General features: G+C 44.4%; 23 protein-coding genes. 7 read left to right on the top strand and 16 right to left on the bottom strand.

The genetic code is table 11. The annotated features are described in order from the left end of the window. Window positions 1-19: 19 nt before the first annotated feature. Window positions 20-1,852, top strand: coding sequence for a motility associated factor glycosyltransferase family protein (locus CH367_RS17935; RefSeq protein ID WP_100763874.1), 1,833 nt, complete (start codon window positions 20-22; stop codon window positions 1,850-1,852). A 46-nt stretch (window positions 1,853-1,898) separates the two neighbouring features. Here CH367_RS17935 and CH367_RS17930 read toward each other — a convergent pair whose 3' ends face one another. The 7 genes from CH367_RS17930 to CH367_RS17900 all read right to left on the bottom strand — a co-directional run bounded on the left by CH367_RS17930 (window position 1,899) and on the right by CH367_RS17900 (window position 9,196). Next, window positions 1,899-2,183: a hypothetical protein gene (locus tag CH367_RS17930; RefSeq protein WP_125226140.1), complete on the bottom strand. Its 285-nt coding sequence runs from the start codon at window positions 2,181-2,183 to the stop codon at window positions 1,899-1,901. Between the two features lie 195 nt (window positions 2,184-2,378). After that, complete coding sequence (locus tag CH367_RS17925; RefSeq protein WP_020986002.1) at window positions 2,379-2,591, bottom strand: hypothetical protein; 213 nt, start codon at window positions 2,589-2,591, stop codon at window positions 2,379-2,381. A 113-nt stretch (window positions 2,592-2,704) separates the two neighbouring features. Then, the gene (locus CH367_RS17920; RefSeq protein WP_100763872.1) at window positions 2,705-3,481 is read right to left on the bottom strand and encodes a hypothetical protein; all 777 of its coding nucleotides are present in this window, start codon (window positions 3,479-3,481) and stop codon (window positions 2,705-2,707) included. After that, window positions 3,456-4,106 carry a glycerol-3-phosphate 1-O-acyltransferase PlsY gene (gene plsY, locus CH367_RS17915; RefSeq protein ID WP_100763871.1) on the bottom strand — a complete coding sequence of 217 codons (651 nt, stop codon included), beginning with the start codon at window positions 4,104-4,106 and terminating at the stop codon, window positions 3,456-3,458. The genes CH367_RS17920 and plsY overlap by 26 nt, the downstream gene beginning before the upstream one ends. Next, window positions 4,103-5,575: a ribosome biogenesis GTPase Der gene (der, locus tag CH367_RS17910; RefSeq protein ID WP_100763870.1), complete on the bottom strand. Its 1,473-nt coding sequence runs from the start codon at window positions 5,573-5,575 to the stop codon at window positions 4,103-4,105. Before der ends, plsY begins: the two co-directional genes overlap by 4 nt. A gap of 24 nt (window positions 5,576-5,599) precedes the next feature. Next, the gene (gene smpB / locus CH367_RS17905; RefSeq protein WP_100763869.1) at window positions 5,600-6,082 is read right to left on the bottom strand and encodes an SsrA-binding protein; all 483 of its coding nucleotides are present in this window, start codon (window positions 6,080-6,082) and stop codon (window positions 5,600-5,602) included. Between the two features lie 81 nt (window positions 6,083-6,163). Continuing rightward, a complete protein-coding gene (locus CH367_RS17900) occupies window positions 6,164-9,196 on the bottom strand; it encodes an AAA family ATPase (RefSeq protein ID WP_100763868.1) in 3,033 nt (1,010 codons plus the stop codon). Between the two features lie 158 nt (window positions 9,197-9,354). Between CH367_RS17900 and CH367_RS17895 the strand changes: the two genes are divergently transcribed. After that, the gene (locus CH367_RS17895) at window positions 9,355-10,467 is read left to right on the top strand and encodes a pyridoxal phosphate-dependent aminotransferase (RefSeq protein ID WP_100763867.1); all 1,113 of its coding nucleotides are present in this window, start codon (window positions 9,355-9,357) and stop codon (window positions 10,465-10,467) included. After that, window positions 10,451-11,302: a prepilin peptidase gene (locus CH367_RS17890; RefSeq protein ID WP_100763866.1), complete on the top strand. Its 852-nt coding sequence runs from the start codon at window positions 10,451-10,453 to the stop codon at window positions 11,300-11,302. Before CH367_RS17895 ends, CH367_RS17890 begins: the two co-directional genes overlap by 17 nt. A 70-nt stretch (window positions 11,303-11,372) precedes the next feature. On the opposite strand, the gene CH367_RS17885 is transcribed toward CH367_RS17890, so the two are convergent. From CH367_RS17885 to CH367_RS17850, 8 genes are all read right to left on the bottom strand, one after another. Next, the gene (locus CH367_RS17885) at window positions 11,373-11,771 is read right to left on the bottom strand and encodes a hypothetical protein (protein ID WP_244284624.1); all 399 of its coding nucleotides are present in this window, start codon (window positions 11,769-11,771) and stop codon (window positions 11,373-11,375) included. Between the two features lie 283 nt (window positions 11,772-12,054). Continuing rightward, on the bottom strand, window positions 12,055-12,498 hold the full coding sequence (locus CH367_RS17880) for a PIN domain-containing protein (protein WP_100763864.1): 444 nt from the start codon (window positions 12,496-12,498) through the stop codon (window positions 12,055-12,057). Next, window positions 12,488-12,706: an antitoxin gene (locus CH367_RS17875; protein ID WP_100763863.1), complete on the bottom strand. Its 219-nt coding sequence runs from the start codon at window positions 12,704-12,706 to the stop codon at window positions 12,488-12,490. The genes CH367_RS17880 and CH367_RS17875 overlap by 11 nt, the downstream gene beginning before the upstream one ends. Before the next feature lie 83 nt (window positions 12,707-12,789). Beyond that, window positions 12,790-14,025 carry a hypothetical protein gene (locus CH367_RS17870; RefSeq protein WP_100763862.1) on the bottom strand — a complete coding sequence of 412 codons (1,236 nt, stop codon included), beginning with the start codon at window positions 14,023-14,025 and terminating at the stop codon, window positions 12,790-12,792. A gap of 72 nt (window positions 14,026-14,097) precedes the next feature. After that, window positions 14,098-14,808 (bottom strand): ABC transporter ATP-binding protein, encoded by a 711-nt coding sequence (locus CH367_RS17865; protein WP_100764034.1) that lies wholly within the window; start codon window positions 14,806-14,808, stop codon window positions 14,098-14,100. Window positions 14,809-14,815: 7 nt separating this feature from the next. Continuing rightward, a complete protein-coding gene (locus tag CH367_RS17860) occupies window positions 14,816-16,054 on the bottom strand; it encodes an ABC transporter permease (RefSeq protein WP_100763861.1) in 1,239 nt (412 codons plus the stop codon). After that, on the bottom strand, window positions 16,054-16,869 hold the full coding sequence (locus tag CH367_RS17855) for a biotin/lipoyl-containing protein (RefSeq protein ID WP_100763860.1): 816 nt from the start codon (window positions 16,867-16,869) through the stop codon (window positions 16,054-16,056). The genes CH367_RS17860 and CH367_RS17855 overlap by 1 nt, the downstream gene beginning before the upstream one ends. Before the next feature lie 30 nt (window positions 16,870-16,899). Continuing rightward, window positions 16,900-17,643, bottom strand: coding sequence for a TetR/AcrR family transcriptional regulator (locus CH367_RS17850; RefSeq protein ID WP_100764033.1), 744 nt, complete (start codon window positions 17,641-17,643; stop codon window positions 16,900-16,902). Between the two features lie 365 nt (window positions 17,644-18,008). Here CH367_RS17850 and CH367_RS17845 point away from each other — a divergent pair, with 365 nt between their 5' ends. Beyond that, window positions 18,009-19,991 carry an LTA synthase family protein gene (locus CH367_RS17845; RefSeq protein ID WP_100763859.1) on the top strand — a complete coding sequence of 661 codons (1,983 nt, stop codon included), beginning with the start codon at window positions 18,009-18,011 and terminating at the stop codon, window positions 19,989-19,991. On the opposite strand, the gene CH367_RS17840 is transcribed toward CH367_RS17845, so the two are convergent. Further along, entirely contained in the window at window positions 19,992-21,902 is a 1,911-nt protein-coding gene (locus CH367_RS17840) for a phosphoethanolamine transferase family protein (protein ID WP_100764032.1), read from the bottom strand. It abuts the gene before it with no gap. 411 nt (window positions 21,903-22,313) lie between these two features. Between CH367_RS17840 and CH367_RS17835 the strand changes: the two genes are divergently transcribed. From CH367_RS17835 to CH367_RS17825, 3 genes are all read left to right on the top strand, one after another. Next, window positions 22,314-22,760 carry a DUF2721 domain-containing protein gene (locus CH367_RS17835; protein ID WP_100764031.1) on the top strand — a complete coding sequence of 149 codons (447 nt, stop codon included), beginning with the start codon at window positions 22,314-22,316 and terminating at the stop codon, window positions 22,758-22,760. A gap of 197 nt (window positions 22,761-22,957) precedes the next feature. After that, complete coding sequence (locus CH367_RS17830) at window positions 22,958-23,767, top strand: hypothetical protein (protein ID WP_125226139.1); 810 nt, start codon at window positions 22,958-22,960, stop codon at window positions 23,765-23,767. Between the two features lie 185 nt (window positions 23,768-23,952). Beyond that, window positions 23,953-24,945: an IPT/TIG domain-containing protein gene (locus tag CH367_RS17825; RefSeq protein WP_100763857.1), complete on the top strand. Its 993-nt coding sequence runs from the start codon at window positions 23,953-23,955 to the stop codon at window positions 24,943-24,945. Window positions 24,946-25,163: the final 218 nt, after the last annotated feature.

The raw sequence follows: 25,163 nt of genomic DNA, 5'->3' as shown, positions 1-25,163 counted from the left end.
AGAATGCACCTGGGTTATTATGTCTCACAATCTCTCTGAAAAGACAAGAGAAATATTCGGGAAAAAGCCGTACTTATCCCTCTATTTCCAAAGACAAGCCGACCCGAATCTTAACTTCGAACTGAAGCCCGCAAAAAATCCGGAAGAATGGTTTTTGGAACTCAACGGTCGCGCACTTTCCAGTGCGGTAGCTCCTCGCACACAAGCGCAGAGAATTCTTCAGGCACAAAAAATTTCAGCGACGGATTTGGTAGCAGTCATCGGTCTTGGAAATCCACATCTCATCTTTGAAGTTCATAAAAATTTGGAACCTGGACAAATTCTTTTGTTAGTGGACGAACATCCCGAACTTCTTTTCCCTCTTTGGGACGGAGTTTTAGAACCAGTTATGGATGTTCCCGGAAGACATTTGTTTTTGGGTCATTCCGCTCTCAATCTTCTTTGGAATTATTTGGAATCTCTTCCCGTGGAACGTGTTTCCGGAATTCGAATCTTTAGAAACGCGGCGAGCACTTCTCTGAACGAGGCGTATTACGGAGAATTGGAAATCAAGATTCGGAAAATTCTTTCCTCAAAGATGAGCGATCTTTTGACCAAGTTCGAGTTTGAAAGAATTTGGGTTCGCAACACGTTCGTAAACACCGCGAACTTTCCGGATTCCAAAAATCCGAGAACCCGCATTGAATCCTTAAAGGAAAAATTTTCAAACGTTCCGGCGATGCTCGTGTCGGCCGGGCCTTCTCTTCGAAGTCAATGCGAATGGATTCGCAAGGTAAGAGATAAGGTTTTTTTATTCTCCTGCGACACTTCTTTGAAGGCGCTTTTGAAATTCGGAATCGTTCCGGACGGGGTTATCACCCTCGACGCACAAACTCATTCCTTCTTTCACTTTATGGGAGCTGAATCGTCTAACGTGCCCTTGTTCGCGGACTTGGTGAGTTCACCTTCGATTTTGAGATCGCAAAAGTTCACGAAGGTGGTTCATTCTTTGACCGCGAAATACGTTGTAGAAGCAAGCGGAGAATTAAAACGCGAAGTCACCGCGGGTTCTATAACAGCGGAAAAACTTTTAGGTCCGATCGGCGACATTCAATCCGGCGGAAGTGTGGCGACTACCGCGTTCGACCTGCTTCGCAATCTCGGTTGCAAACCCATCTTTTTAGTCGGTCAAGATCTTGCGTATTCGGGAAGGGAAATCCATTCCACGGGAACACATCACAACGAAAAATGGCTTACCCTGGTGCGCAGAACGCAAGGCCTTGAAAAGATCAACGAGATGATTATCCGCAAACGGGACACTCGTTTTGTTCCTTCGGCAGGAGGCGGAGAAGTCCTCACCGATTACGTTTTGGATTTATACAGACATTGGTTTGAAGAATCGTTTAAGACCCTGGACTTCCCCGTTTACAACGTAAATTCTCGCGGAGCCAAAATCGAAAACTGCGAGAACGTTTCCTTAGAAAGAGCGGATCAAATTCTTTCCGAGTTTCCGGATCACGGTTATTATTGGAAAGAATTCGGCGCTTGGAAAAACGAAGAACGTTTTGAAATTTCGAAAAAGGACGCGGAAACGTTTCGGTCCAATCTTTTACAAAAAATCCAAACCATTCTCGAGACGTTTTCGAATCCGGATATCCGGGAAGAATCTTACGAATCCGTTCTTTCCCGTTTTAGAAACGAGATCCAAACCTGGGAAGACTTGAATTATCTCGTTCGCAAAACCGAAATCTACATTCTCCGTCACAAAGACACGTTAGACGAAACCAGAAAGAAGAATCTATTTTTGGGCGCGGTTCTCAAGGAATTCACGGGCTTAAAACGCAAACTTCTCGCGGGAATCGAAACCGTTTAGAAGTTTCGAAAACGAGGCGGATCAACGAATCCATTGATCGCCTATCTCATTGAAACAAAAACGTTAGATAAACGGGGAATGTTAACAAACCCATTAGAATTCCCATTGCACCCATCAGAAGAAAACCGCATCCGATAAGTCTCGCGATGGGTTTTGGAACCGGAGTAGAAACGAAAATATGCGATATTTCTAATTCTCCGGAACGGATCAAATTGATCCCTAAGGTCGTGGATAAAAACAGACCACCCGAAAAAATGAGAACGCTTGCGAATACGGGAGCTATGTGTTGTTCGACCCAATCGGTTTTCAGAGCCGGGACATAGATATACATCAACAAAAGTCCGAATTGGACAATAGCGATGTAACTGGAAATAGTTCCTATTTTTTCAAGACGTTGATAGTTCAAGAGAAGAACCTCGGTTTATCCATCAATTTGATTGGATAACCGAGGAATCGGTATTTTTTGCGCGAAAGCGAACACGGCTTTGCGAATTTTGTTGAGGCTTTTGTTAAGCGACTTCCGCGATCAGGCGTTTAAGTCGATCAGATAACCGCGTCGTACGGCTTGATCGTCCGTGTTGACTCCGACCTTTGCGATGTTTCTCGCCCCGGAATTCACACTTTCCAAATCGGAAAGAGGATGAAGACGATCGGGCATGTTACGAATCGTAAATTCCGACTTGGAGAACTGCCTGGCTCCCGTCGAACTTTGAAGTGCGAAATTAATTTCTTTCATCATGACTGCGAATTTCCTTTTTGTTCAATCGGACACGAAATTAGAACTTTGTAAAGCAGAATCCGAATTCAAAAACGCGATCCGTAGAGAGCGTTTTTGCCGAGTTCAACACATCCTTAGAGTCCGTCGAAATTAAAATTCTCGGTATTTTCCTCCTCGAGTGGAGTCTCTTGGATTTCTTGGAGAAAACTCGAACCGGAATCGGACGAGGAAGATTCTCTTCCGAAAGAACTTTGTTGTTTGGGAAGTTCCAATTCAGGTTCTCCTTCTTCCTTCATTTTCATCAAAAGGGAGAATCCTTTCGGCGCTCTTACGAACTCGGGAAAGTATTCGTAAAACAACTTAGCGGATACAACTCGAAAGCTGGAAGGATACGCGCCCTTGTATGTGCCGGAAAGTTCCACGTCGGGGAGTTGTTGAAATCCGATTCGGTCCTCGAAATCGTTGAACTCCTGTTTGGTGAAAACCGGCATTCTCTCCGTGATGAGGTCCTTGAGAATGATCCAATCCAATTTAAAACGCATTCGATATCCTTGAAACGCGGACGACCTTTGGATCAAATTGACCAATCGTTTTAACGGATAATCCCTCTTCGCATAGGGTGTGAGATAGATGAGCAAATATCTCTGCGAGAAACCGAGCGGTTCCCAGACTCTTTCGGGAAACGGTTTGCCTTCTTCAGCCTTGAGATCGTCCAGGATGGATTGAAGTTCCGGAACGATTTCGGTCTGATCGGAATAAAATTCCTGTTTTTCGATTTCGCCGAATTCTCCGTAATAAAGCCATTTGTAAAGATCGGCGATTTCGAAGACCGGATGATAGTTCAGATATTGTTCGAGGAATTCTATCTTTTCTTCGCGGGTTTTGTTATCGTCGATTTCTCTCTGAATCATCGCTTTGATCCTCGTCTTTGACCGCGAACAACTCGGACTGATTTAAAATCCGTAGAATATTCTCCCTATGAGTAAGAATGATTCCGATCGAGATGAAAACCATGGTTCCCAAAACCCAATAGGAAACTTCTTCGTGCAAAAGAAGAATCGAGGAAAAAGCATAAACGAGCGGAAGAGTAAGGGAAGCAAAAATTGATCCCAAGGAGACGAATTTAAAAAATTTATAAACCGCTAAAAAGACGATTACGGCTCCGAGACAGGCGATCGGCGTGAGAACTAAAAATACGCCTAACGTGGTTGCGACGCCCTTTCCTCCCCGAAAACCCAAGAAGGGAGAAAACATATGACCGAGAACCGCAAGAACTCCGCAAGCGAGTTGAAACGGAACTCCACCTTCGGGAACAAAATGACCCGAAAGATAAACGGGCAACATTCCCTTCGCCACATCGAGAATCAAAACCGGAAATCCGAACTTCCATCCGATCAAACGACCCACGTTCGTGGCTCCGATGTTCTTACTTCCGAATTGGCGAATGTCCATTCCTCCGATCCGAAGAGCGATCCAATAGCCGAACGGGAGAGAACCAGCGATAAAACTGATACACGCAAAAAAAGCGAAGTTCATTTTCGATCCGATCGAAACTCCAATCGAACCGGAATTCCCTGAAGCTCGTAGGTTTCGGTGAGTTTCTTTTTGAGAAAGGAAACAAGATTCGATTTGAAGTATTCCACGTGGTTTACGAATAGAATCAGATGAAACGGAGAAGTCGAAACTTGTGTACAATAAAGCATCTTCGGAGGTTGGTGGGCCGAAAAGGATCTTCCCGCCTGCCCCATCCACAACTTTAGATTTTTATTGAGTTCGGAGGTGCTGACCTTTCTCTGAGATCGAGAAGCCAAATCAAACGAGAGATCCACGAGTTTTTTCACCCTGAGTTTTTCGGTCGCGCTGATCGTGATGATGGGAACTTCGCTTAACAATGGAAAACGGCTGAATAGTTTTTCCTTATATTCCTTGAGAGTTCTATCGGTTTTGTCTTCGATCTGATCCCATTTGTTGATCGCGATCAAAAACGGTTTTCCTTTTTCCTGAAGTAAAGAGGTGATCTTTTTGTCGAAATCTCCGAATCCTTTTTTTGCGTCCAGAAGATGGATCATAAGATCGCTGGATTCGATCGCCTTTAGGGTTCTTTGATACGAATAAAATTCCAAGGCTTCCGCGGACTTGCTTCCTCTTCGTATCCCGGCGGTATCCGTCAAAAGCAAACGTCTATCACCGAATTCTAATAGAGTATCCACGGAATCGCGGGTGGTTCCGGCGACCTCGCTGACCACGGCCCTTTCGTAACCGCAGATCGCGTTGAGAAGACTCGATTTACCTGAGTTCGGTTTACCGACGATGGCCAATCGAAATTCATAATCCTCTTCCGCAAGAGGAAGCTGTTGTGCGTCCTTCTTTTTGGTAGGATTCATCTTTTCGATCCAGACCTTTGCGGGCTTCTTACCGCTTAAAAAGAATTTTATCTTTTCGAGAAGAAGTCCTAAGTTCTTTCTTCCCACGGCCGAGATGGGGAGAACTTCCGCAAGACCCATTCTATAGAATTCTTCCAAATCGAATTCGTCCAGTTCCTTATCCGCTTTGTTCACGCAATAGATGATGGGTTTATTCGCGACTTCCGGTTCTCTTCTCAGATAACCGAGAAGGGTATGATCGGCCGGGGTGATTTCATTTTTATCCAAAAGAAAGATGATCAGATCGGAAGCCTTCAATTGTCTATAAGCGGCTTCCAATATGGATTGCGCTAAAGAATCCGGATTCGAAATATCGAGACCCGGAGTATCACAGAGATAAAAATCGAGGTCCTTGTCTTCCTGATAAATTCTCGCTGAAAGAACGTCACGCGTCACACCGGGATAATCCTCGGTGATCGCTAGTTTCTTTTTTAAGAGCGCGTTAAATAGCGTGGACTTGCCCACGTTCTGACGACCCACGATCGAAACGACCGGAATTTTTTCTCCGGGTTCTTTGCGGGGAGCTTTGACCGGAACTGCTTCTTCCGATTCTGCGGTTGGTTTTTTTCCGGCTTTAGCCATAGATTCCTTGATTCAGTGCGCCACTCATTCGTAGCGATTGGAAGATTTTAACGCACGCGCGATCTCTTGTTGTGCGTCTTTTTTCTGCATGTCGTCCCGTTTATCGTGCAGTTTTTTCGGTTTGCCCACGGCGATCTCCACTTTGACTCGGAGATTATCTTTGAAATAAACCTTGGTGGCGATGAGGACGAATCCCTTTTCTTTTACCTGACGATCCAACTTTTCGATTTCTTTCTTATGAAGAAGAAGTTTGCGGGGACGGATTTCGGGATGATTCGCGTAACCTCCGTTTTTATACGGGGTGATGGAGAAGTTCTCCAAAAAGACTTCGCCGCTTTTGATCTTAGCGAACGCGTCGGTAAGATTTCCTTTTTTTTCACGGAGACTTTTGACTTCGGAACCGGACAAAACGATCCCCGCTTCGATGAATGAGATCAATTCGAAGTTGAATTTGGCCTTTTTATTGACCAGCGGAGAATGTCCGGGTTCTTCTTTTTTGTTCGCCATCTTACTTTATTAAACCGACTTCGTGGACGGTTTTCTTTTCCGCTACGGCCCGGATTTTTTTCGGAACCGTTCTATTTCGGATTAATTTCTCATGCTGTGATTCGTAAGAATCAGTCTGCCCAGTTCGGTTCCGATCAGGTTTGGCATATTGTAAAAATTGTCCGAAGTGATCTGGATGGAATCCTGGAACAGATGTTCCGCAATGTATCTTCTTCCGAGTCCGACTCCGAGGAAGACGTAGTTCCGATTTTGGTTCTTTAGAATTTCGGCATGAAGTTTACGATTGTCCCGAGAATTGATCTCGTCGGAAACCTCCGCCTTACCTCTTTGCCCCCGGAAATCGGAGATCATTACCACAATTTTCGTCTGTGCCTCCGGCGAAAAGTACGATTCTACTTTTTCGAGAAGCTGATATTCTTCCACGGAATCGCCTTGCCAATCGGTTCGAAGATAATTGAACATTTCCTCTTCCTTGGCCTCGTCGTATTCCTCCTCCAGACGTTTGATCGGGATCAGATCGATTCTATCCTTTTTGTTGTTTCGGTCGGAATACGCGTGAATCGAAAAATCCACCTCGTGTTCGTTGAGGATATAAGCCGAAGAAAGCATCGCCGAGATCACGGCGACCGCGTATTCGAAGTTGAAGATCCTTCTCGACTTGGAAACGAGAAACGCGACCTCCACACCTTTGAGTTTTTCCTCGTTCTTATCGATGATCGTACGATCGAAAACCTTAGAGTCCCCTCTTCCGGATAAGAACGAAATGTATTTCCGAGTATCGATACGGTTTCCTTCGGTTCGATACATTCTCGTGATGTCGATTTCTGGATCGAAAAGACGATCCAGATTGAGTTCTATGTCCTCGAGGCTTTGACCGAAAACCTCTTTGAATTCCTTTAGGGAAACTTGAATCGTGTAGTCCCAAAGAATCTTACGTTTGGCAAGAAATTGTTTATAAAGTTCTTCGGTGCGATAACCCCAGGCTCCGCCACCGCCCGCGGGTTCGCCTTGTCCCTTGTTGCCGCGCGTGTCCTGGCCATACCAAGCGTCCGCGCCTTCCTTCATTTGGCCGCCAGTTTCTGGAGTATCGATTTCGATTCCTCGTTTGAGAGGATTACCCGAGTTGAGAAGTTTCGCCTTACCGGTTAACGCTTCTCTTTTGTGAAGTTCCGGATTCCACCAACGTTTCTTTTCAATTTCGGTGGCCGTTGTTAGAGTTTTTTTTTTCTTATCCTCAAGAATCTTGAAGAAATCGGATTCGACCTCGATGCCGGACATTTGGAAATCCAGGATTTTTTCGAGTTCCATTCTCTCCTTCGGATCTGCGATCTGATTTGTATAAGCGATCTTACCGCCTCGAACCGCGGTCTCTTTGAGACCGGCCTCGCCGGAAGCCGCGTCCGCATAACGGAGAATATGATCCTTCCAAAAAAGAATATTAGAAAGTCCGAATAGATACGGAAGAAGATTGGCGGAACCGATCGTCCTTTTTTTCGCGAGATCGCGGATCTTCAGGTGAAAGTTCACCATCTTCAAAATCAAACTGTTGCCGGGAAGATAAAAGGAAAGAATTTCGGTTAACGTGGATTCGTCTTCGAGATCGGGAAACAACACGCTCGTAAAACGGTTACGGAACGCTCTGGAAATCGTCGCGGTCGATTTGGATTTACGAAAAAGTTTCAGAGCAAAAATTCTGGATTCGTTCGTAAGTTGTACGGGTTCGTTGTGTCCGCTTTCGGGAGGAAGCGTAAGGGAACGAGCGTCGTCGGTGAGCATATTCAATTTTTCAACAAGCTCGGCGCCCGCGGCTTCGAGGTTTGTGATGAGAATGTTTCCGCCTTCGCGAATCCCTCTCGTCAAAGGTCCGTCCACCCAATCCACTTTGGAACCGTCGATCGGTTTCAAAGCCCCGATGATATCGGAAGTATGAATTCCCTTACAAAGACTCACCGTCTCCAAAGGAAGACCGGACATCTCCGTAAACATAGGAAGAAGAATCTGAGGATCTTGTTCCTCCGAATATTCGATGAGAACGTTTTCCTGAAACTGAACCGCGGTGAAAATTTTCTCGGAAAACTCGCGGAGTTTTAGAGGAAGAGGCACTTCGCTTAACAATTGTTTTGCGCGGTTTTCGTCCTGCACGGGAATCGCCTTATCGTTGCAGTAAAGAAATCCCTTATGGACCTGAAAGCTCGGTTCTGGAAGCGAAGGAGTCACGGACAAACCCGATTCGCTTAACAAAAGTTCCGTTTGTAAATCCCGGTCCTCTTTTTTGCGAAACGGTTCCACGTAGAAGTTCCAGAATTCGCGGAACTGAAGTTCGCTCGTATCGGCCTTCAAACCGAGAATTCGATTGCAGAGTTTTTTCAAGTTACGGATATTGAAGTGATATTTTTCAAGATCGCCCTTGCCGAGTTTACCCGTGACAACTCGATTCTCCGTTTCCAAAGAAATACGAATGCAGGATTGCAGTAAGGATTCGCTGAGAGCCGGATATAATTTTTTTAAGATAAAAAGAATTTCGTCCGGAGAATGGGGATCGATAAAAACCACGGAGAAAAAACGGGTGATGTCGAACGGCAAAGGTTTTCTTCCTTCGAAACCTTCGGACGGATTTTGAGTTCCGATAAAGTTAAAACCTTCTCCGCAGGAAATCCGAGAACCGTTCCCTTCGATTAACTCCAAATAGGCGGACTCGTAAACGGTGGAGAATCGTTTGATGATATGCGGTGGGCAAAGATTCATCTCGTCCGCCACAAAACTATGACCCGAACGAATCGCGGAAGTCAGAGGTCCGTCCGACCAAGCGAAACCCCGACCGTCCATCAGAATCCGATACGAACCGATCAAGTCCTCGGGAAGAGTGTCCTCGTTAAAACTGAATCTCGCGGTCGGATGTTTTCTCTTATGATTGATGTAATAGATGAGAGCGTTTTTACCGACACCGGCGTCTCCAACGAGAAGCACGGGTTTACCTTCGAGCAAAGGATAAAGAATATTGGATAAGTTGCGAACTGTCGAATCTGTCTCAACGAGATCGGATCCTAGACTTCCTGTGTTGATTCCAGATTTAGAAACTGGAACATTCAGACCGGCGATTTTTACGGTTTCCATGACTCAACCTTTCTCCCCTAGAATCCTCTGGCAACCTCAATTCCTGCCAAACTGTAATTTGAATGGTTTGACATTCAAATTAACTTTTCGAGAAGATTCTTTTTAGAAAGAAGTTTTGCAGTGGTTCTCCAGCATCAGAATTTCAAAAAGGATTAAGTATGAGTCAGAGTACGTTAGAATATGTTTTAGCCAATCGTATCCAAGGTCTGGATACTTCCGCCATCCGCAAAGCCTTCGAACTTGCAGGCACCTTGAAGAACCCGATCAATCTTTCCATCGGACAACCTCATTTTCCATGTCCTCCTAACATTATCGAAGCGGGTTGTAAGGCCCTGAAAGACGGCAAAACCGCATACACTCTTACCGGTGGAATTCCCGAGTTAAGAAGCGCGCTCGCCGAAAAATATAAAAACGTAAACGGAATTTCTTATGCGACCCCGGAAAGAATTCTAGTCACTTCCGGAATCAGCTCCGCGTTCTTACTTCTTTTTAACGCGTTGTTAAACGAAGGCGACGAATGTTTGGTCGTAACTCCGCACTTCTTAATGTATCCCGCATATATCAAAATCTACGGCGGAAAGATGAATTCGGTTCACGAGTCTTTCGAGCCCGAAGCTCTCAAAGAATTTGCGAATAAAAAACTGAAGATCATCATCTATTCTTCCCCGTCGAATCCTACCGGGAAAATTCTTTCCCGCAAACAACTCGAAGCGTTAGCCGATCTCGCGGAAAAAACCGGAGCGTATTTGATCTCCGACGAAATTTACGAACTTTTCGACTACGATAAAAAATTCATTTCGGCGGGGTCGTTTTACGATAAGGCGATCACTCTTTCCGGTTTTTCCAAAACATACAGCATGACTGGACTTCGTTTGTCCTCGATTTTGGGTCCCGAACCCATTATAAAAGCGTTAACTACTTTGCAACAGTATACGCTGGTTTGCGCTCCTTCCGTAACTCAGTGGATGGGACTCGAAGCTCTGAAAACGGACATGAGTTCTTACATCGCGGACTATAAGGAAAAAAGGGATTTCGTCTACGAATCCTTAAAGGATCGTTACGAGGTTTCGAAAAGCGAGGGCGCGTTTTACTTCTTCATCAAGATTAAGGAAAAGGACGACGACTTTATTCTCAGGGCGATCAAAGAAAAAGAACTGATCCTTGTTCCGGGTTATATCTTCGCCGATTCCAAAAATTACATTCGAATCAGTTTCGCATCCGAATGGGAGAATCTGAAACGAGGAATCTCCGCGCTTGCAGAGCTTGCCTGAATCTTTTCATTTTTGGTTGTTCTTAAGTTTCGGAAGTTTAGGCGCGGCTTCCCTGGGAAGTTTTTACGTTACCCTAGGCTTTCGAATCTTGGACGTCTACTACGGCAAACATAGAAAATCGCTTTCCGTTTTTCAAAAATGGAAACGGATCTTCACACATCCGAGTTCCTGCGATCACTGCGACAAGGAAATTCGTTATCCGGAACTGCTTCCCGTCATCGGCTTTTTGATCTCGAAAGGTATATGCAAATTCTGTAAAGGAAGAATCAATCCTCTGTTTCCCCTGATCGAATTCGCTTTCGTCTGCGTGTTTGTGTTTTGTTTTTTGTTAACGAAAAATCCGGCATTCAGTTTTGTTTTTCTTTTTTTGTGCGGTCATCTTTTGATTTCCTGCATCACGGACGCGATCCATTTTTCTTTGGATTATGAGAATCTTCCCTGGATTCTTTTGTTCGGTCTGGGTTCCGTTTATCTTTTAAACGGAAAACTTCCGGGTCTGAACGAATTGTTCGTGTTCGGCGGTTTTCTTTCCGCGTTTGTCGTTTTGTATTTTTTCTTTCCGGGTGGAATCGGTTTCGGTGACGTTTTGTTCGCTCCCGTTTACGCGATGATCGCAGGTCATCCTTGGTGGATGTTTTTTCTAAATGCGTCCTACATCCCCGCGGTTCTTTTTACGATCGTTCTACGCGAAAAAGGAAAAAGTATAAGAAGAACCCCGATCCCTATGGGTTTGTATTTCGGGATCGGTTTGATTCTTACGTTTTTGAGTAAGATTCTTTTTGATTCCGGGGTTCTGCCGTTTACAATCTTTTCTGAATATTCAAATTCCCGGTGATACTTAACGTTTTTCTTTTTCAAAAAGATCGACACGAATGAGATCAAAGAGCGCCGATTTCCATTCTCCCTTAAATCGGATAAAACAAAAGGGCCGCAAAAAAAAGAATCAGCCAAAAACCGGTTTCGATCGTTTCGCTGAGGGGTTGAATTTTTCGAATTCCTCCGTAAGCGTGCACGACAATCATCAATCCAAAACAACCAAGAAGAATGTTAAAATAGAACGGCTGAACCGTGGGGTTGCCGGCCGCGACGAAACCCATATAACACAAAACGGCCATCACGCTCGCAAGACAACGTCCGTAATAAATGGACAAGTGATTCTGTCCGGGAATTTCCCAACCCAAGGTCGCCGCCCAACGCAGAGGAACCAAAAACATTGGAAGCGCGAACACGAAAAAAGTTCCGGCAACAAGAACATACAAAAACAAACTCGATTGAGATCCCCAAACTCCGAACATAAACTTCATTCTCCAAAAATAAGTTAAGACACGATCTATAAATCGGCAATCGATCGAATCTTTGTTTTGGTCTTCGCCTCGTTTTTGAAAAGGTTACTGCGTTGCGTTTTTATTTTTACGAAACGATGTTTGCGGTTTCTGAAAATTTTGAAAGCGTTCCATCAAATTCGTTTTTTTGAATGTATTTTTTCGAAGAATGGAGTGTAACCTTTTGTGGAACGATTCGAAGAAAGATAAGGTGCGTCCAGCCAGTGTTAGCGATTTGGAAGTATTGCGAGGAACATCAAGAAGTTTATTTCTTCTTTTTTACCGAAGAACGAAAGGGATTTGTGATCTGCAAACCTTGGATCTTCAGTCCATCCTGCAGATCTTCGCTTAAGAGTATCTTACAATCGGACTCGATGGCGGAACCGATAAGAACGGAATCATAAAAGGAAAGTTTGTATCTTTCCCTGATTTCAATCGCCTTCAGAATATTCTCGTTCGAATAATAAACGCTACACAAAGGAAACATGACTCTTTTCAAATAAATTTCCAAATCCTTGGATTTCAGCGGCACTTGAAATTTTTTTAAAGCGACATTGGAGAATTCTTGAATCACTTGATAACTGATTACGTAGTTACTCTCCGTCAATGCGATAGAAACAATCTCTTTCGACTTTTCGTGTTTCACTTTGTCTTCTAAGTCAAAGTTATAAATGAACAGATTCGTATCCAAAAATATCTTATCTTTCATTCATTTCGTCCCGAGAAAATTTTCGACCCACCTTGACGTAATTTAATTTTTGCAGAAGATTTTCGTAATCGGAAACGTCTTTAACGGAGTTCGAATAATTCTTAAGAAATTCATTAAAAACTTCCGCTAAGGATTTCTTCTCGCCTGCGGCACGCAATCTTGCCTTTTCAAGCAATCGATCGTCGGCTCTAAAGGTAATATTCTTCATAATTCGATCAAAGCACGATTTTCGTGCATTGTCAAGTTTTCGATTGTTTTTTACGCCGAATCGTTTAAACGACACGTTTGTATTTAAAAATAGACAACTCTAAGATCCGTACCACCGTGAGTAACGTGGATCGTATCGGTCTTAATTCCCAGATTGCGAATCAGAACGGACCAAGAATCCTCGTCCGGACAAAGAATCAAACCGCTTATTTCACAGGGAAGTTCCCACCAATGTTTCAATCTTTCACCGAGTTTTTTGTAGAATCCAGTGGAAGAACCGGTTTCCATACGAAGACCGTAAGGCGGATTGAGAGGCATCCAAATTCGCTTCGGTTTTCCGGAAGATTCCCAGATCTCCTTCGGAGAAAGTCCGAAAAAATCTCCCGCCTTGTGAACGAAACGGATCGATTCGGAAAGACCGCTCTGTTTTAGAAAATCCTGATATACGTTCATTCGATTTTCGGCATATTCGAACGTTTCCGAATTGAGTTCGTTCCACCAGATTCCGATCGAATTCCCGTTCGTTTCCTTAAGAATCTTTTTTCTAAGAAATTCCCAGGTGGCTTCGGGAAATTCCTTCATGTCTTGAAAAAGATATTGTCTGGAATAATGCGGAAAACCGATTCCCAAAATGGAATCCACGGATTCTCGGATCAGGGTTCCCGTTCCCGCAAACGGAACAAAAACCGCGTCCGGATTCGGAAGTATTTTATGCATTCTTTGTATTAGAAATCTTGCAAGGTCTTCCCGAATCGGCGCGGACTTGGAAAGGGATTTAAAACTTCCCCGTTGATTGAGGGGTTCTCCGCCGAGTCCCACGTTCAGAATGATTTCGTCTTCGACAAGAAGCGCGCTGAGTTCCGTGGTTTTGTCTCCCTTCTTTCCCGACGTCTTGGATATGGAATCGCTTTTCGTTTCCCAAAGACGGTTTAGGTCCTCGTTGGTCCACTCCGTCTCCCCTTTCACTTGCGGGCGAAACTGAAGGTTCCAGTCTTCGGGAAGAATTTCGGATTTACGAAGAGCGGTTTCAAACTCGTCGAATGAAAATGATTTTTTAAACGGATACATTCCCAGGTTCAATCTGAAATCCCGAACCCAAGGAATTCTCACCAAAAGTTCAAGCGCTTGTCTGAAGTTCGCGTTCTCCAGGAGAATTTTTCCGGGAAGAATTTTTAAAAATGGAATCTGCGTTTTGGGAAGATATGAATCCGCGAGAATTTTCTTCGCGATCTGTTCGGTTTCTTTGGAAGATCCCGTTGGGAGTAGATATTCCCATCTTCTTGTCTGTCCCGATTTAAACTTAGGAAACTTCCAATGCATAAAACGTAGAATCGAAGACGGGACTTTTAAAGCCTATCTGAAAATTTTTTCTCTCAAATATTAAAGCGACCCTCAACCTTTCGATTTCTTTTTTTGAGCTTCGAATTCCTTCAAGGAAACCACTCTTCCATCCACGAGATGAATCTGTCTTTTGGTTTTGGAGGCGAAATCGGTATCGTGAGTCACCACAAGAATGGTGGTTTTGGTTTCACGATTCACCTTCTCCAGAATGTTCATAACAACCTTGGTGTTTGCGGAATCCAAAGCTCCCGTGGGTTCGTCCGCGAATATGTACTTCGGATTCATCACGAGCGCGCGAGCGATCGCGACCCTCTGTGCTTGACCGCCGGAAAGACGGTTGATCCTGTAATCCATTCGATCCTTAAGATCGAACTCCTCCAAAAGATGTTCCGCGTAACTCTGAGTTTCCTTCAAAAGCCCGGCCTTTCTCGCGGGCATCAGAACGTTTTCAAGCGCGGTGAACTCGGGCAATAAATAATGGAACTGAAAGATAAACCCCATCCTTTTGTTTCTAAACTCGTGGATTTCCTCTTCGTCCATTTTATAGATATTCTTTCCTCCGATCTCGATCGTTCCCGCGCTCGGGGGATCCAAGGAACTGATCATATATAGGAGTGTACTTTTTCCCGAACCCGATTTCCCGGTTAAGGAAACGTAGTCCCCGTCTTCGATTTCGAGACTGACTCCCTTGATGATCTCGGAAGTTCCGAACGTCTTTCTTAGATCGTTCACGGAGATTCCACCGTGATTTGCGATTTGCATCCGCATCCTATTCTCCCCTTATGATTTCGATCGGCGAAAGTTTTCCCGCGGATCTTGCGGGAATCCAACTCGCGATCAAAGTGGCGACCATAGACTGTAAGAACGCCTGTAAGTAGATCGTGGGTGCGAATGAGATCACCATCGTTCCGGCGCCTGCGGAAAAAAGAGGATTCGTAAACGGAAGCGACTCGATTCTCAAACAAACCAAAAAGCCAACCAGTAGTCCGATAATACCTCCGGTGATTCCTAGGATCAATCCCTGGAGTAAAAAAATCATCAAAACCTCTTTCGGTCTGTATCCGATGGAACGAAGAATCGCGATTTCCCTTTTTTTCTGATTGATGATTACATTCAAAATATTGTATATTCCAAATCCGGCAACCGTAAGAATGGCCGCGGTCATGGAATATCGGATCGCGTCCTGTAGTTTGAAGATCGCGAAGAAGCTCGAGTTCGCCTCTTGCCAGCTCAAAACCTTCTCGTCCCCTAAACTTCTCCATTCTTCCGCTTTCGACAAGGAACGGTTCACGTCCTTAAGACGTACCGCGATATCCGTGATCATTCCGGATTGTCCGGTCAACAATTGAATTTCGGATAACAGTCCGTAGGCGACGCTGTCATCCAGAGCCTTGTTTCCGGAACGAAAGATTCCCGAAATTCGGAACGGAGTTTTTTCCTGAAGTCCCGAAGTCACCCAAACCGTTTTGTTCAATCCGAGTCCGAGAAGTTTCGCGAGACCGTCTCCGAGAACGATTCTGTTTCCCGCAGAGAGAGAATCCACGCTTCCTTCCGTGATGTAATCCGCAAGGGGCGTGATCAAAACCTGTTTGGAAGGAATGATTCCTATGATTTTTCCGGATTCCTGATTCGCTCCCGAAAAGAGAAAAATTCTTCCGCTCACTTGGGGAGAATACGCTTGGACTTCCTTGTCTTGTTCCAATCGTTCATACCAAAGAGTTGCGTTGTTCAAATGAGTGGAACCTCGTTTGCCCGAAGGAGGTGAAAGCCAGAACACGTTTTCGCCCGGAAACAGATCGTCCATTGAAGTGGGAAGAATGATCTCCTGTCTCGGACTGATTCGAACGTGACAATCCGCGTTGATCAACTGATCCACAAGATAACCCCTGAACCCGAGAAGAACACCGGAGATGATGATAAACGCCGCGGTTCCCAAAACGATTCCAGAAAGGGTCGTTATGGTTTGTTTGCCCCGCACGAGCATCTGTCTGATTGCGATAAACAACATTAAGGAACCTCTGTGAGCTTATCTCCGGCTTGAATGTCGCCTTCCTTAACCTCGATAAACTGTTCGGATTTTAGTCCCGGAACGAACGGAACCGCAATCGATTTACCGTTTCTGAATATTAGAATTTTTTGTTTCTTTTCGTATTTTCTAGGAACAAGAACCGCGCTGTCCTTCCTACCGACTTCGATCGCCACGTCCGCGGTCATCCCCGGAAGAACCCCGTCCGGAAAACTGGCCGCTTCGATTCTCGCGTAGAACTGTCCTCCGTGAGAAAACGTTCCTTGAACTTTTCCTTGAACCACTTCGTTCGGTTTTCCTTCGAATCGAATCAAAGCCTTTTGTCCCTTTCGGATCGAAAGAAGAATCTGTTCGTCCAAGGCTACGATCAGATATTTGGAGCCGACACCTAACACCTCTATGGCGAGAACATTCTGAAACGCAACCTCACCTTCGTGATAACCCACGTCGGAAACGATCCCGTGAATCGGAGAACGAACCACGGTCATCCCTTCGAGTTGGAGAAGCGCCTGACCCGAGGAAACCTCGTCTCCTTCCAAGACGAATACCTTCGTAATTTTGGTCGGAACTCCGACCCTGAATCGAAACGTATCCAAAGAATGAACGGTCCCGAGCCCGTATGCTTTCTCCGCGATCGGTCCGAGAACGGCGACGTCTTCCACTTGTTTTTTACCTCGAGTCGAAAACAACACGATCAAAAGGACGATCGGAATCGCAGGTATAAGAACCCGAAACGGGAATCGAAGAGATCTATAAACCCGGATCAAAGTTTTAATTTTATCAATAACAACATTCATACAAACTCCTGATAAGAATCGTTTTCGATTCTAAGATTTCTTTTTTTTCTTCTTCTTAGCTTTTGCCGCGGGTTTAGATTTTGTTTTACGGGCCGGCGTCTTTTTTTTGGGTGCGGGTTTGGAAACGAGCGCCTCTTTCTTGTTAGGCGCCAATCCTTTCGAGATAAACTCGATCGTTCTTTTCAACTCGGCTTCGTTGTCCCAACCGTCCTCGGCCTTCTGTTGAAAGAAAATTTCAGTGAATAAGATATAACCCGCGAGATTCGTCGCAACTAAACGAAACGCGCTCGTGATCGGCATCTCTTCGATCAATCCCTGATCTTGGAATTTTTTGAGACGTTGAATGATCAGAGGCGCTAGCCTTTCCGTAAAGACTCGTTCCAAAACGCCTTGTATCTCCGAGTTGACTAGGGTTTCCTGAAGAATGATCCGAATCAGATTTCGATTCTTTGCGATAAAGGAAATTCTCTCCTCGAACACCGCCGTCAGAAATTCTTCTATGGAAGAGAAGTCCTTTGAAAAAACTCCCTGAAGTCTTCTCAGAGTGATCGGAGCGATGAAACCTTCCATGATCGGAAGAACCAAACGAAGAAGAAGTTCCTTCTTACTTTTGAAATGTTTGAAAATCAGCCCTTCCGCGACGCCGGCCTTCTTCGCGATTTCCATAGTCGTGGCCGCGGAAAAACCCTTTTGAGCGAATATGTCGATGGCCGCCAAAAAGATCTTCTTTTGGCCTTCCGGCCATTGCGGATCGATTTCGATATTGTCCTTCATTTCTTCCATGATAAACCTTTCGGTGAGTGATTACTCACTCAGTATGAGAAAAAAGACGAAATCTGTCAAGGTTCTAATACGGGTTTTGGCTCGATTTTTTCGGATTTTGAAATTTTTTTAGGAAATAAATTTATAAACCAAACGATTTAGAAACGCTTCAAAGCCGTATCGAAACGAGTTTTCAAACTCGTTTTCACAAAAGAATCCGTATCGAATTCGTTCCCATTTTGTAATTTCGAATCGGGACCAGCCTTTCAATTTCGACCATTTTTGACTTGAGCCTCTGCCTCCTCTTTAGCCTACTATAGATTTGGGATCCGAATTCGATTCGGACTTTCCAATTCATACCAACACAAAGAGTCAGAATGTTTCAACGTATACCCACACACTTAAAACTTATCTTAGGTTATGTTCTCTACTTCGCTCTCATCCTTTTGTTATACAAGATCGCTTTTTTATCGGTCTATTCATACCGTCTTCGGGAAGTTCCCGTGGAAGAAGTCGCACTCGCATTCCTTTTGGGATTTCGATTCGACCTAGTCGTGATCGGAATGACGTTGGGTTTGTTCGCATTCTTATCCGTATTGCCTTATCTAAATCGATTCAAAGCGTATCGTTTTTTCTGGGGATACACTCCGATTCTTTTGGGAGTTTGGATGATCGCGCACTTGATCGCGGACATCATCTACTTTGAAAACGCGAACAAACATATCGGCTACGAAGGTTTCGTTTTTATCGGAAAGGACTTGGGAGTGATTCTACGTTCCGCTTTGGAACAAAACACGGTTACCTTTCTCATAGGAATCGTTTTTCTTCTCGTGTTTCTTCCAGTTTCCACCTGGCTTTTTCTCAAATACAATCCGTATCGATACAAGGAAGAATCCTGGAAGTCCACAGGAATTCAAATCGCGATCGTATTGATCGTAACGATCATCGCCGTTCGGGGAGGAATTCAAGAATCTCCAATAAGAGCGACTAACGCAATCGTATCGGGAAACAACTTCGTAAACAACATCGCGTTGAACGGAGTTTTTACCTCCATCATGGATTTGAAAAGTCAGACCATTCCTAAATTCTTAAAATTGGAAACCGACGAAGCCGTTGCGATCGTTCGAAAGGAAATTTCTTATTCCGGTGCGGAATTCATCAGCGACAAATATCCGATTCTCAGGGTTCAAAAAGAAACAAACACGGGGACACCGCCTAACGTGGTCTTGATCATGCTCGAAAACTGGACCGGTAAATTCATCCGTCCGATTTCGAACGGACTTGTGGAAGGAAAGGAAGTCACGCCCTACTTCAATCAACTTTTGAAAAAGGGAAGATTCTACAATCGATTCATCGCTTCGGGAGGAAGAACGACCAACGGTATGATGTCCATTCTTACCGGAATCCCGGATCGTCCCGGTTTAACCGTGGTTCGTACACATCAGGTTCTCGGAAACTTTTCCGGGATCGGAAATATTTTTAAAAGAATGGGTTACGATACTTTTTTCGTAACCGGCGGAGATCTAAGTTTCGATAACAAAAGCACCTTGATGCCTCACTGGGGTTTCGATACGGTTCTCGGAGAAAAAGAAATCGCGAAACTCGGAAGATTCAAACTCGGAGCCTGGGGTTACGACGACGCGGACGTATTACAATTATTGCATGAAAAAATCTCGTCTTCCAAAAAGCCGGTTCTCGGATTGGCGCTTACCCTAACCACACATTATCCGTATAGAACTCCTTCCGAAAAATTTAGAATCTTCGATCCGTCTACCAGAGACTATGACTTTCTAAACGTTTACAACTATGCGGATTGGGCCGTTCACAACTTTATCACACAAGCCGAAAAGTCCGGTTACTTTAAGAATACGATTTTCGTTTTCGTTGCGGATCACACGCACCATAGATATCTCGACTACTACGAGGATAGAAACGTTCCGTTTCTGATCTACGCTCCGGGAAGGGTCGCACCTGCGTTAGACGAAACTATCGCGTCCCAGTTGGACGTGATTCCTACGATTCTCGGACTTGTGGGTAAAAAGGCGGTATTCTCTTCGATGGGAAGAAATCTTCTCGCACCGGGCAGAACACAAACCGCCTACTTTGCTTACGGGAATCTTTTCGGTTGGATCGAAAACGAACATTTTTATCTGAGATTTTTCGACGGGAAAGAGGATCTTTCGTATAACATACAACCTCCTCGTCAAAAGAATAACTTCTGCGAGAAGGACCCGGTCGTATGCGACGATATGAGTAAAAAAGCGAAAGCGTATCTCAACCTGAGTTACGAACTACTCAATAAGAATATCGTGTTTCCTTCCGACGTGGAATTGCAAAAGGAAATCGATCCTAAGAAATGATCAGAGTTTGATTCCCGAGGTGGAATATAAATCCTGACAAAGACTACATCCGTCCAATTCTTTGCGGATCGATTTTTTCTCTTCCAAATTCATCGTCGGCCAAAGATTCTTTTTTTCGATCGGATCCGCTTGGATATCGTACGCTTCTTCGTCCGGCGGAAAAGAATTCAGGCGAAGCATATAATGAAGATTTCCTTTGATGTAACTCATTCCGACCCGATACAAAGAAGTTTCGTTGTTGTTCGCGATAAAAATTCTTCTGTCGTTCGGAAGATTGGAAAGAAGAGATCTGCCTTCCAGCCCCGATAGATATCCTTTCACTTCGGGCTGACTCGAAACACCGAGTATATCCGCGATCGTAGGAATGAGATCGGTGTTGGAAACGTTACGATCCGAATTCTTTTTGAGGCGATCCTCGAATTTCTGATTTTTCAAAGAACCGGGTACAAAAAATACCATGGGAATCGCTACGGTTTCGATATGATTACTTTCGATATGGCCGATGTAGTCGTGTTCGAAAAGCGCCTCTCCGTGATCGGACGTGAAAATTACGAGAGTGTCTTCGGATAATTTTTCTTCATTCAAAAAATTGAATACTTCTTCCAAAAGACCGTCGAGATAACGAACCGAATTGTCGTAAGGAGCGAACGTATCCTTTCCGATCGGAAAGTAAACGGATTCTTCGGGAATGATATACGGAAAATGATTCGTGTTGAGATGCAGAACACCCGCGAAATTCTCGCCTTTGTTTTTCAGAAACTTCACACGATTTCGAAATTCGGCGACCGTCTTACGATCGTCGATTCCAATATCGTTGAAAACGCCGAGACCGCTGATCTCCTTATTCCACAAAAAGTCGATTCCCGCGTTCTTAAAAAATCCGGAAAAATTATTCCAACGAAAGCTATGACTGGAAACGTAAAACGTGGAAAGACCCGCCGCCTTACCGTATTCCCAAAACAAAGGGGAGCTGTGAGTCATCGAAACCGGTTGAATCGGCGAAACTCCCGATAACAAACTCGGAACCGAAATCAAAGTGGAACTTGAATTCGAAAACGCATTTCGAAAAACTACAACGGATCCGCCTTGAGGATTTTTAGTCCAACGATTCAAAAACGGAGTTGTGTCCTTGTCGTAACCGTAAAGAGCCATACTCTTTCTGCGAAGACTTTCGCTCAGTACGATCAGTATATTTTTTCGAAACGGAGTCGGACTTTCCTTCAGAATCGGTTTGTTTCTGGACTGCAATCCCGCTGAACCGAGGCGATCTCCCGTAAGAAGATTGTAGATATTGCGATTGATAAACGAAATGGAATTCGTATCCGCAACGTAGATCTGATCGTTAAAACGGGTGTTGTTGTGGAAGAACGCCGTGAGCGCCAAGAACCCGAGGACCGCAACCGCGAGAATACTTCTTTGAAAACGAGCCGGTTTGAAGTTCGAGGACGCGATTCTCAAACTTAAGAAAAGCAGAATATACAAAAAGAAGAATCCTATCAAACTCCAAACGGTAAGACCTCCCTTAAAAATCGTCCAGCTATTGAACGGTTCCTGGAAGATATAGGAGAATACGAAAAAGTTCGGCATGATTCCAGCGTATAAAAAATATCCGTAAGAACCTATTACACAAATCGAATATGCAAACGCCGCAAAACCCAAGACGGCCCAATACGATCTAAATCTTGAAACGGAAAACAAAAGAAACAGAGAAAATAAAAGTAAGGAATAGATCAGTGAAGAATACAAAAACGACAGGAGATAATACGCCCACTGTATGGCTTCCATTTGACTGAGAATTTTCCAGCGAAGACCGAGATCCGCGAAAAGAATCAAGGCCGGCACGAGAAAAACGAAAACGAACCGAAGTTTGGATTTGGATATGGAAGTATTAAAATTATTAAATTTTTGTATAAAGAGAGAAAACAAAAATCACCCCGTTCTTGTTCGAAATAAACCATTCTGCCCGAATACTCCGTTTTTATTTTTCTTTCAGTTCATAAATCGAAAGGAAAGTATCGGGTTTTATATAGTAAGCAATTGCTTACATGTTTATTTTTAGGATACCTCCAGAGTATCAAGTTTTTTTCGAACGATTCTCGGGCGATTTTCGAAAAATAACCCTCAAAACGAAACATCTCGTCGGCTTCCAAAGTATAATTCGGTTCTCATTCTTTCGATTTTTCGGAGAGGGTCGTTCGTCTCGAAATCGCAAGCACCTAACTCGAATTATACGAATTCAAAATCAATGGACAAAATCGGGGTCCGATCAAACCTGAGCTCGTGTTTTTAGAATCACTTTCCAATCCAGGAATCCTAACCGGAATGATCACTCCCGCAGTCATGATCACCGCTTGTGCGAGTTTGATTTTTTCCACCGCAAATCGCCTAGGAAGAATTTTCGATCGGGTCAATCTTCTCAAAGCGGAAGTGGAGGGAGTTCTCGCGGGCAAACTGCCGTTTCCTTCGGAGAGAATGGAAAGTCTTGAAAAACAACTTCAGATCCAGAGAATCCGTGCGATTCTGATCCAAAGATCCATGGCCTTTCTTTATACGGCCACTTCCCTTTTTGTTTTATCAAGTTTGGGTTTCGCGTTGTCCAAGGCATTGTATCTGGATTATTCTTGGGTTGCGACTCTGACCGCGCTCTTGGGCGGAGTTTTTCTTTTTATGGCGAGCATCTTTTTGTTGTATGAAAGCCGCTACAATCTCAAGTTCATCAAGGGTCTTATCGATCTTACCGAATTTTTAGGTTCTCAAATTCAAAAATAAACGTTCCGAACTCGGCATTCGGAGGGCTCCCTGCTCCGACCTTCCGCGCTCGCCTCCACTTCATTCTCTATCGAATTCAAATTTCGTCAGGATCTGAGTTCGTTTTTTCCCGATTGCGTCCGTGCGTTTTTGAGAAAAAAATCGAACTTTTGAAAGCCTACAGGTCTAAATGTATGTAAGCAGTTACTTACTTTTAGATGAATCGATTTTTAAAAACTATATTTACCGTCCCAATCGTTTTGATCGTATTCGATTTTTGGCCCTCGTTTTCTCCATTGGAAGCCTTTGGTCCCGCCGGATCCTTCAATCACATTCGAATTTTAAAAGAATCCTTCCGTGAATTCACCGAAGAAACGGGTTATGAAATACGAGCCGATTGTCAGGAAATGATCGTTCAAGGAAATCTCCGTTCCGATTCGGAGTTGATGAACGCGGAAGCGTTCCACTGTGATAACAACAATATCTTCGGATGTGGGATCGAACTCAGAGATCTCAAATCGAAATCAGAAAAAGCTACGTTCTTCTCGGATTCGATGAAACAGATCGGACACGCGACTCATATCATTCAGGATTTTTATTCGCACAGCAACTGGGTTGAAAACCATCCTAATCAAATCAAACTCGCTCCGCTGGAAGAACCTTGGCAACTTCTTTCCATGCCTCATATACAAACGGGTTACTACGATCTTTCTCCGATCGTTCATCACGAGGAAGAAGCGGTCGAATGTTTGGATCTTTCTCAAAATGAGATGAAACTCTATCAACCTTACGCGACTCATATCTGTCTCAACAAGGATTCCGAAAAAACGATTCGCGGCGGAGGCGAGATCGAAAACAAACCGAACGTTAATTTTCACGAATGGGCCGGTTTGCATTCCGTGGAGCACACGAAACAATTCTTATTGAACGCGTATCGTAGCAATCATAAGAATTTGGATCTTTGTCTGATTCCAAAGAAGGTGAGTTTCTCCTGCAACAATGCAATTTTCAGAATGAGAAGCAACTGATAAGACCAAGATCGATTCGAAAGTCGTTTTGAAAACGAAGAAGATTCGAATTCCCATTCTCCGTAAAACTACGGATAGACGGTTCGTTACTACGTAGTTCCCGACGTTGTTTTTATACGGATTTTATTCTACTCTTAGCTCGTGAACCTTATACTTTTTTCAAGGTCACTTAGGAGCCGTTTAAAATGAAAAGTCCGATTGCATTCGTAGGCACGATGCTGATTTTGTTTTCCTTCGCGAATTGTAAGAAAGGGGATTCGAACGACGATACCCTGATGTTATTCCTTTTATACAACGTGTCGAACGCCGAAACCGTCGCCGATATCTATCCGGACCGCGGTTTTCCCGGAAGCACAACAAGTCTTACGGGAGAAAGTTTTCCCGGAGTCGCTTCCGAATATACGGTCAGCGTCGGAGGAACTACGGCCACCGGAATCAATCTGACCAACACGAGCACGCTTACGTTTACGATGCCCACCGTTCCAAACGTGGCCGTGAACTCCACTCTTCCCATCGTCGTTCAAAGATCCGGCAGTTCGGTTCTTTCCAAAACGATCCGTTACAGACCGCTTCAGAGTATTGCGCTCAATCAACCGAATTCTATTACGGGAAGAGTTTCTTCGATCGACGTAAGTACGTTCTATTCGTTTACCGCGACGACAAACACTCCGCACGTCGCAAACGTCTTCGGATACGCGGGAAGCAATTTGGATTTGTATTACTATTCTTCTCCCACTTCGGTAGCGACTGCGCTTGCGACCGGCACGTCTCAAACATCCGAGTTCGATAGGGCTACCTTAGCGGCCGGGAATTACATTCTTCAAGTGAAACACGTGAGCGGTCTTGTCGCGAATTTTAAAACCAATATCTCGGACGGTGCGATCGTTCCGACTTCCACATCCAACGAGGCAAACACGTTCCGTAGATGTTACGACTTTTTAGGTTCCAATCCGACGGCGAACGTTGCTGGCGGTTGTGAGTCGCTGAACCCACCGGCAAATGCGAACATGCTTCGAACCGGACGTTGTACCTATCCGGGAGAATCCGGACTTTCCACGAGAAGTTACTATATCAGTACGGACAATTACGGGTTTACTACGGGTTATGCGCAAACCACCTGTCTGCAGGCCGGTTACGATTCACCAAACCCGGATAAGGCGATCTTTATTCCGAATTAAAATTTTCGTATCACTGAAGGCGGGAAATTTTGAATTCCTGCCTTCGTTTCTTCTTTCGAACTTTCAGCGGCTTTCGCCAACCTCAGTCGTATTCCAGAGAACAGTTTATAAATTTAGAATGGATCGACGCGGAACGCGTCGTAGTCTTAAAACGAAAAAAGCCCGGCTGTATGAGCCGAGCTTTTGTTAAGACATTGATAACAGAAAAAGTAGCGTGA

It is taken from the genome of Leptospira barantonii (assembly GCF_002811925.1).
In the GTDB taxonomy this organism is placed as follows: domain Bacteria; phylum Spirochaetota; class Leptospiria; order Leptospirales; family Leptospiraceae; genus Leptospira; species Leptospira barantonii.
Note: the sequence above shows the minus strand (reverse complement) of the source record. Positions and strands in the feature narration are given on the sequence as shown.

Coding starts and splice junctions, on each gene's coding strand:
- CH367_RS17935 (WP_100763874.1), top strand. CDS start 20: ATGTCTCACAATCTCTCTGAAAAGACAAGAGAAATATTCGGGAAAAAG.
- CH367_RS17930 (WP_125226140.1), bottom strand. CDS start 2,183: ATGTATATCTATGTCCCGGCTCTGAAAACCGATTGGGTCGAACAACAC.
- CH367_RS17925 (WP_020986002.1), bottom strand. CDS start 2,591: ATGATGAAAGAAATTAATTTCGCACTTCAAAGTTCGACGGGAGCCAGG.
- CH367_RS17920 (WP_100763872.1), bottom strand. CDS start 3,481: ATGATTCAGAGAGAAATCGACGATAACAAAACCCGCGAAGAAAAGATA.
- plsY (WP_100763871.1), bottom strand. CDS start 4,106: ATGAACTTCGCTTTTTTTGCGTGTATCAGTTTTATCGCTGGTTCTCTC.
- der (WP_100763870.1), bottom strand. CDS start 5,575: ATGGCTAAAGCCGGAAAAAAACCAACCGCAGAATCGGAAGAAGCAGTT.
- smpB (WP_100763869.1), bottom strand. CDS start 6,082: ATGGCGAACAAAAAAGAAGAACCCGGACATTCTCCGCTGGTCAATAAA.
- CH367_RS17900 (WP_100763868.1), bottom strand. CDS start 9,196: ATGGAAACCGTAAAAATCGCCGGTCTGAATGTTCCAGTTTCTAAATCT.
- CH367_RS17895 (WP_100763867.1), top strand. CDS start 9,355: ATGAGTCAGAGTACGTTAGAATATGTTTTAGCCAATCGTATCCAAGGT.
- CH367_RS17885 (WP_244284624.1), bottom strand. CDS start 11,771: ATGAAGTTTATGTTCGGAGTTTGGGGATCTCAATCGAGTTTGTTTTTG.
- CH367_RS17880 (WP_100763864.1), bottom strand. CDS start 12,498: ATGAAAGATAAGATATTTTTGGATACGAATCTGTTCATTTATAACTTT.
- CH367_RS17875 (WP_100763863.1), bottom strand. CDS start 12,706: ATGAAGAATATTACCTTTAGAGCCGACGATCGATTGCTTGAAAAGGCA.
- CH367_RS17870 (WP_100763862.1), bottom strand. CDS start 14,025: ATGCATTGGAAGTTTCCTAAGTTTAAATCGGGACAGACAAGAAGATGG.
- CH367_RS17865 (WP_100764034.1), bottom strand. CDS start 14,808: ATGCAAATCGCAAATCACGGTGGAATCTCCGTGAACGATCTAAGAAAG.
- CH367_RS17860 (WP_100763861.1), bottom strand. CDS start 16,054: ATGTTGTTTATCGCAATCAGACAGATGCTCGTGCGGGGCAAACAAACC.
- CH367_RS17855 (WP_100763860.1), bottom strand. CDS start 16,869: ATGAATGTTGTTATTGATAAAATTAAAACTTTGATCCGGGTTTATAGA.
- CH367_RS17850 (WP_100764033.1), bottom strand. CDS start 17,643: ATGAAGGACAATATCGAAATCGATCCGCAATGGCCGGAAGGCCAAAAG.
- CH367_RS17845 (WP_100763859.1), top strand. CDS start 18,009: ATGTTTCAACGTATACCCACACACTTAAAACTTATCTTAGGTTATGTT.
- CH367_RS17835 (WP_100764031.1), top strand. CDS start 22,314: ATGATCACTCCCGCAGTCATGATCACCGCTTGTGCGAGTTTGATTTTT.
- CH367_RS17830 (WP_125226139.1), top strand. CDS start 22,958: ATGAATCGATTTTTAAAAACTATATTTACCGTCCCAATCGTTTTGATC.
- CH367_RS17825 (WP_100763857.1), top strand. CDS start 23,953: ATGAAAAGTCCGATTGCATTCGTAGGCACGATGCTGATTTTGTTTTCC.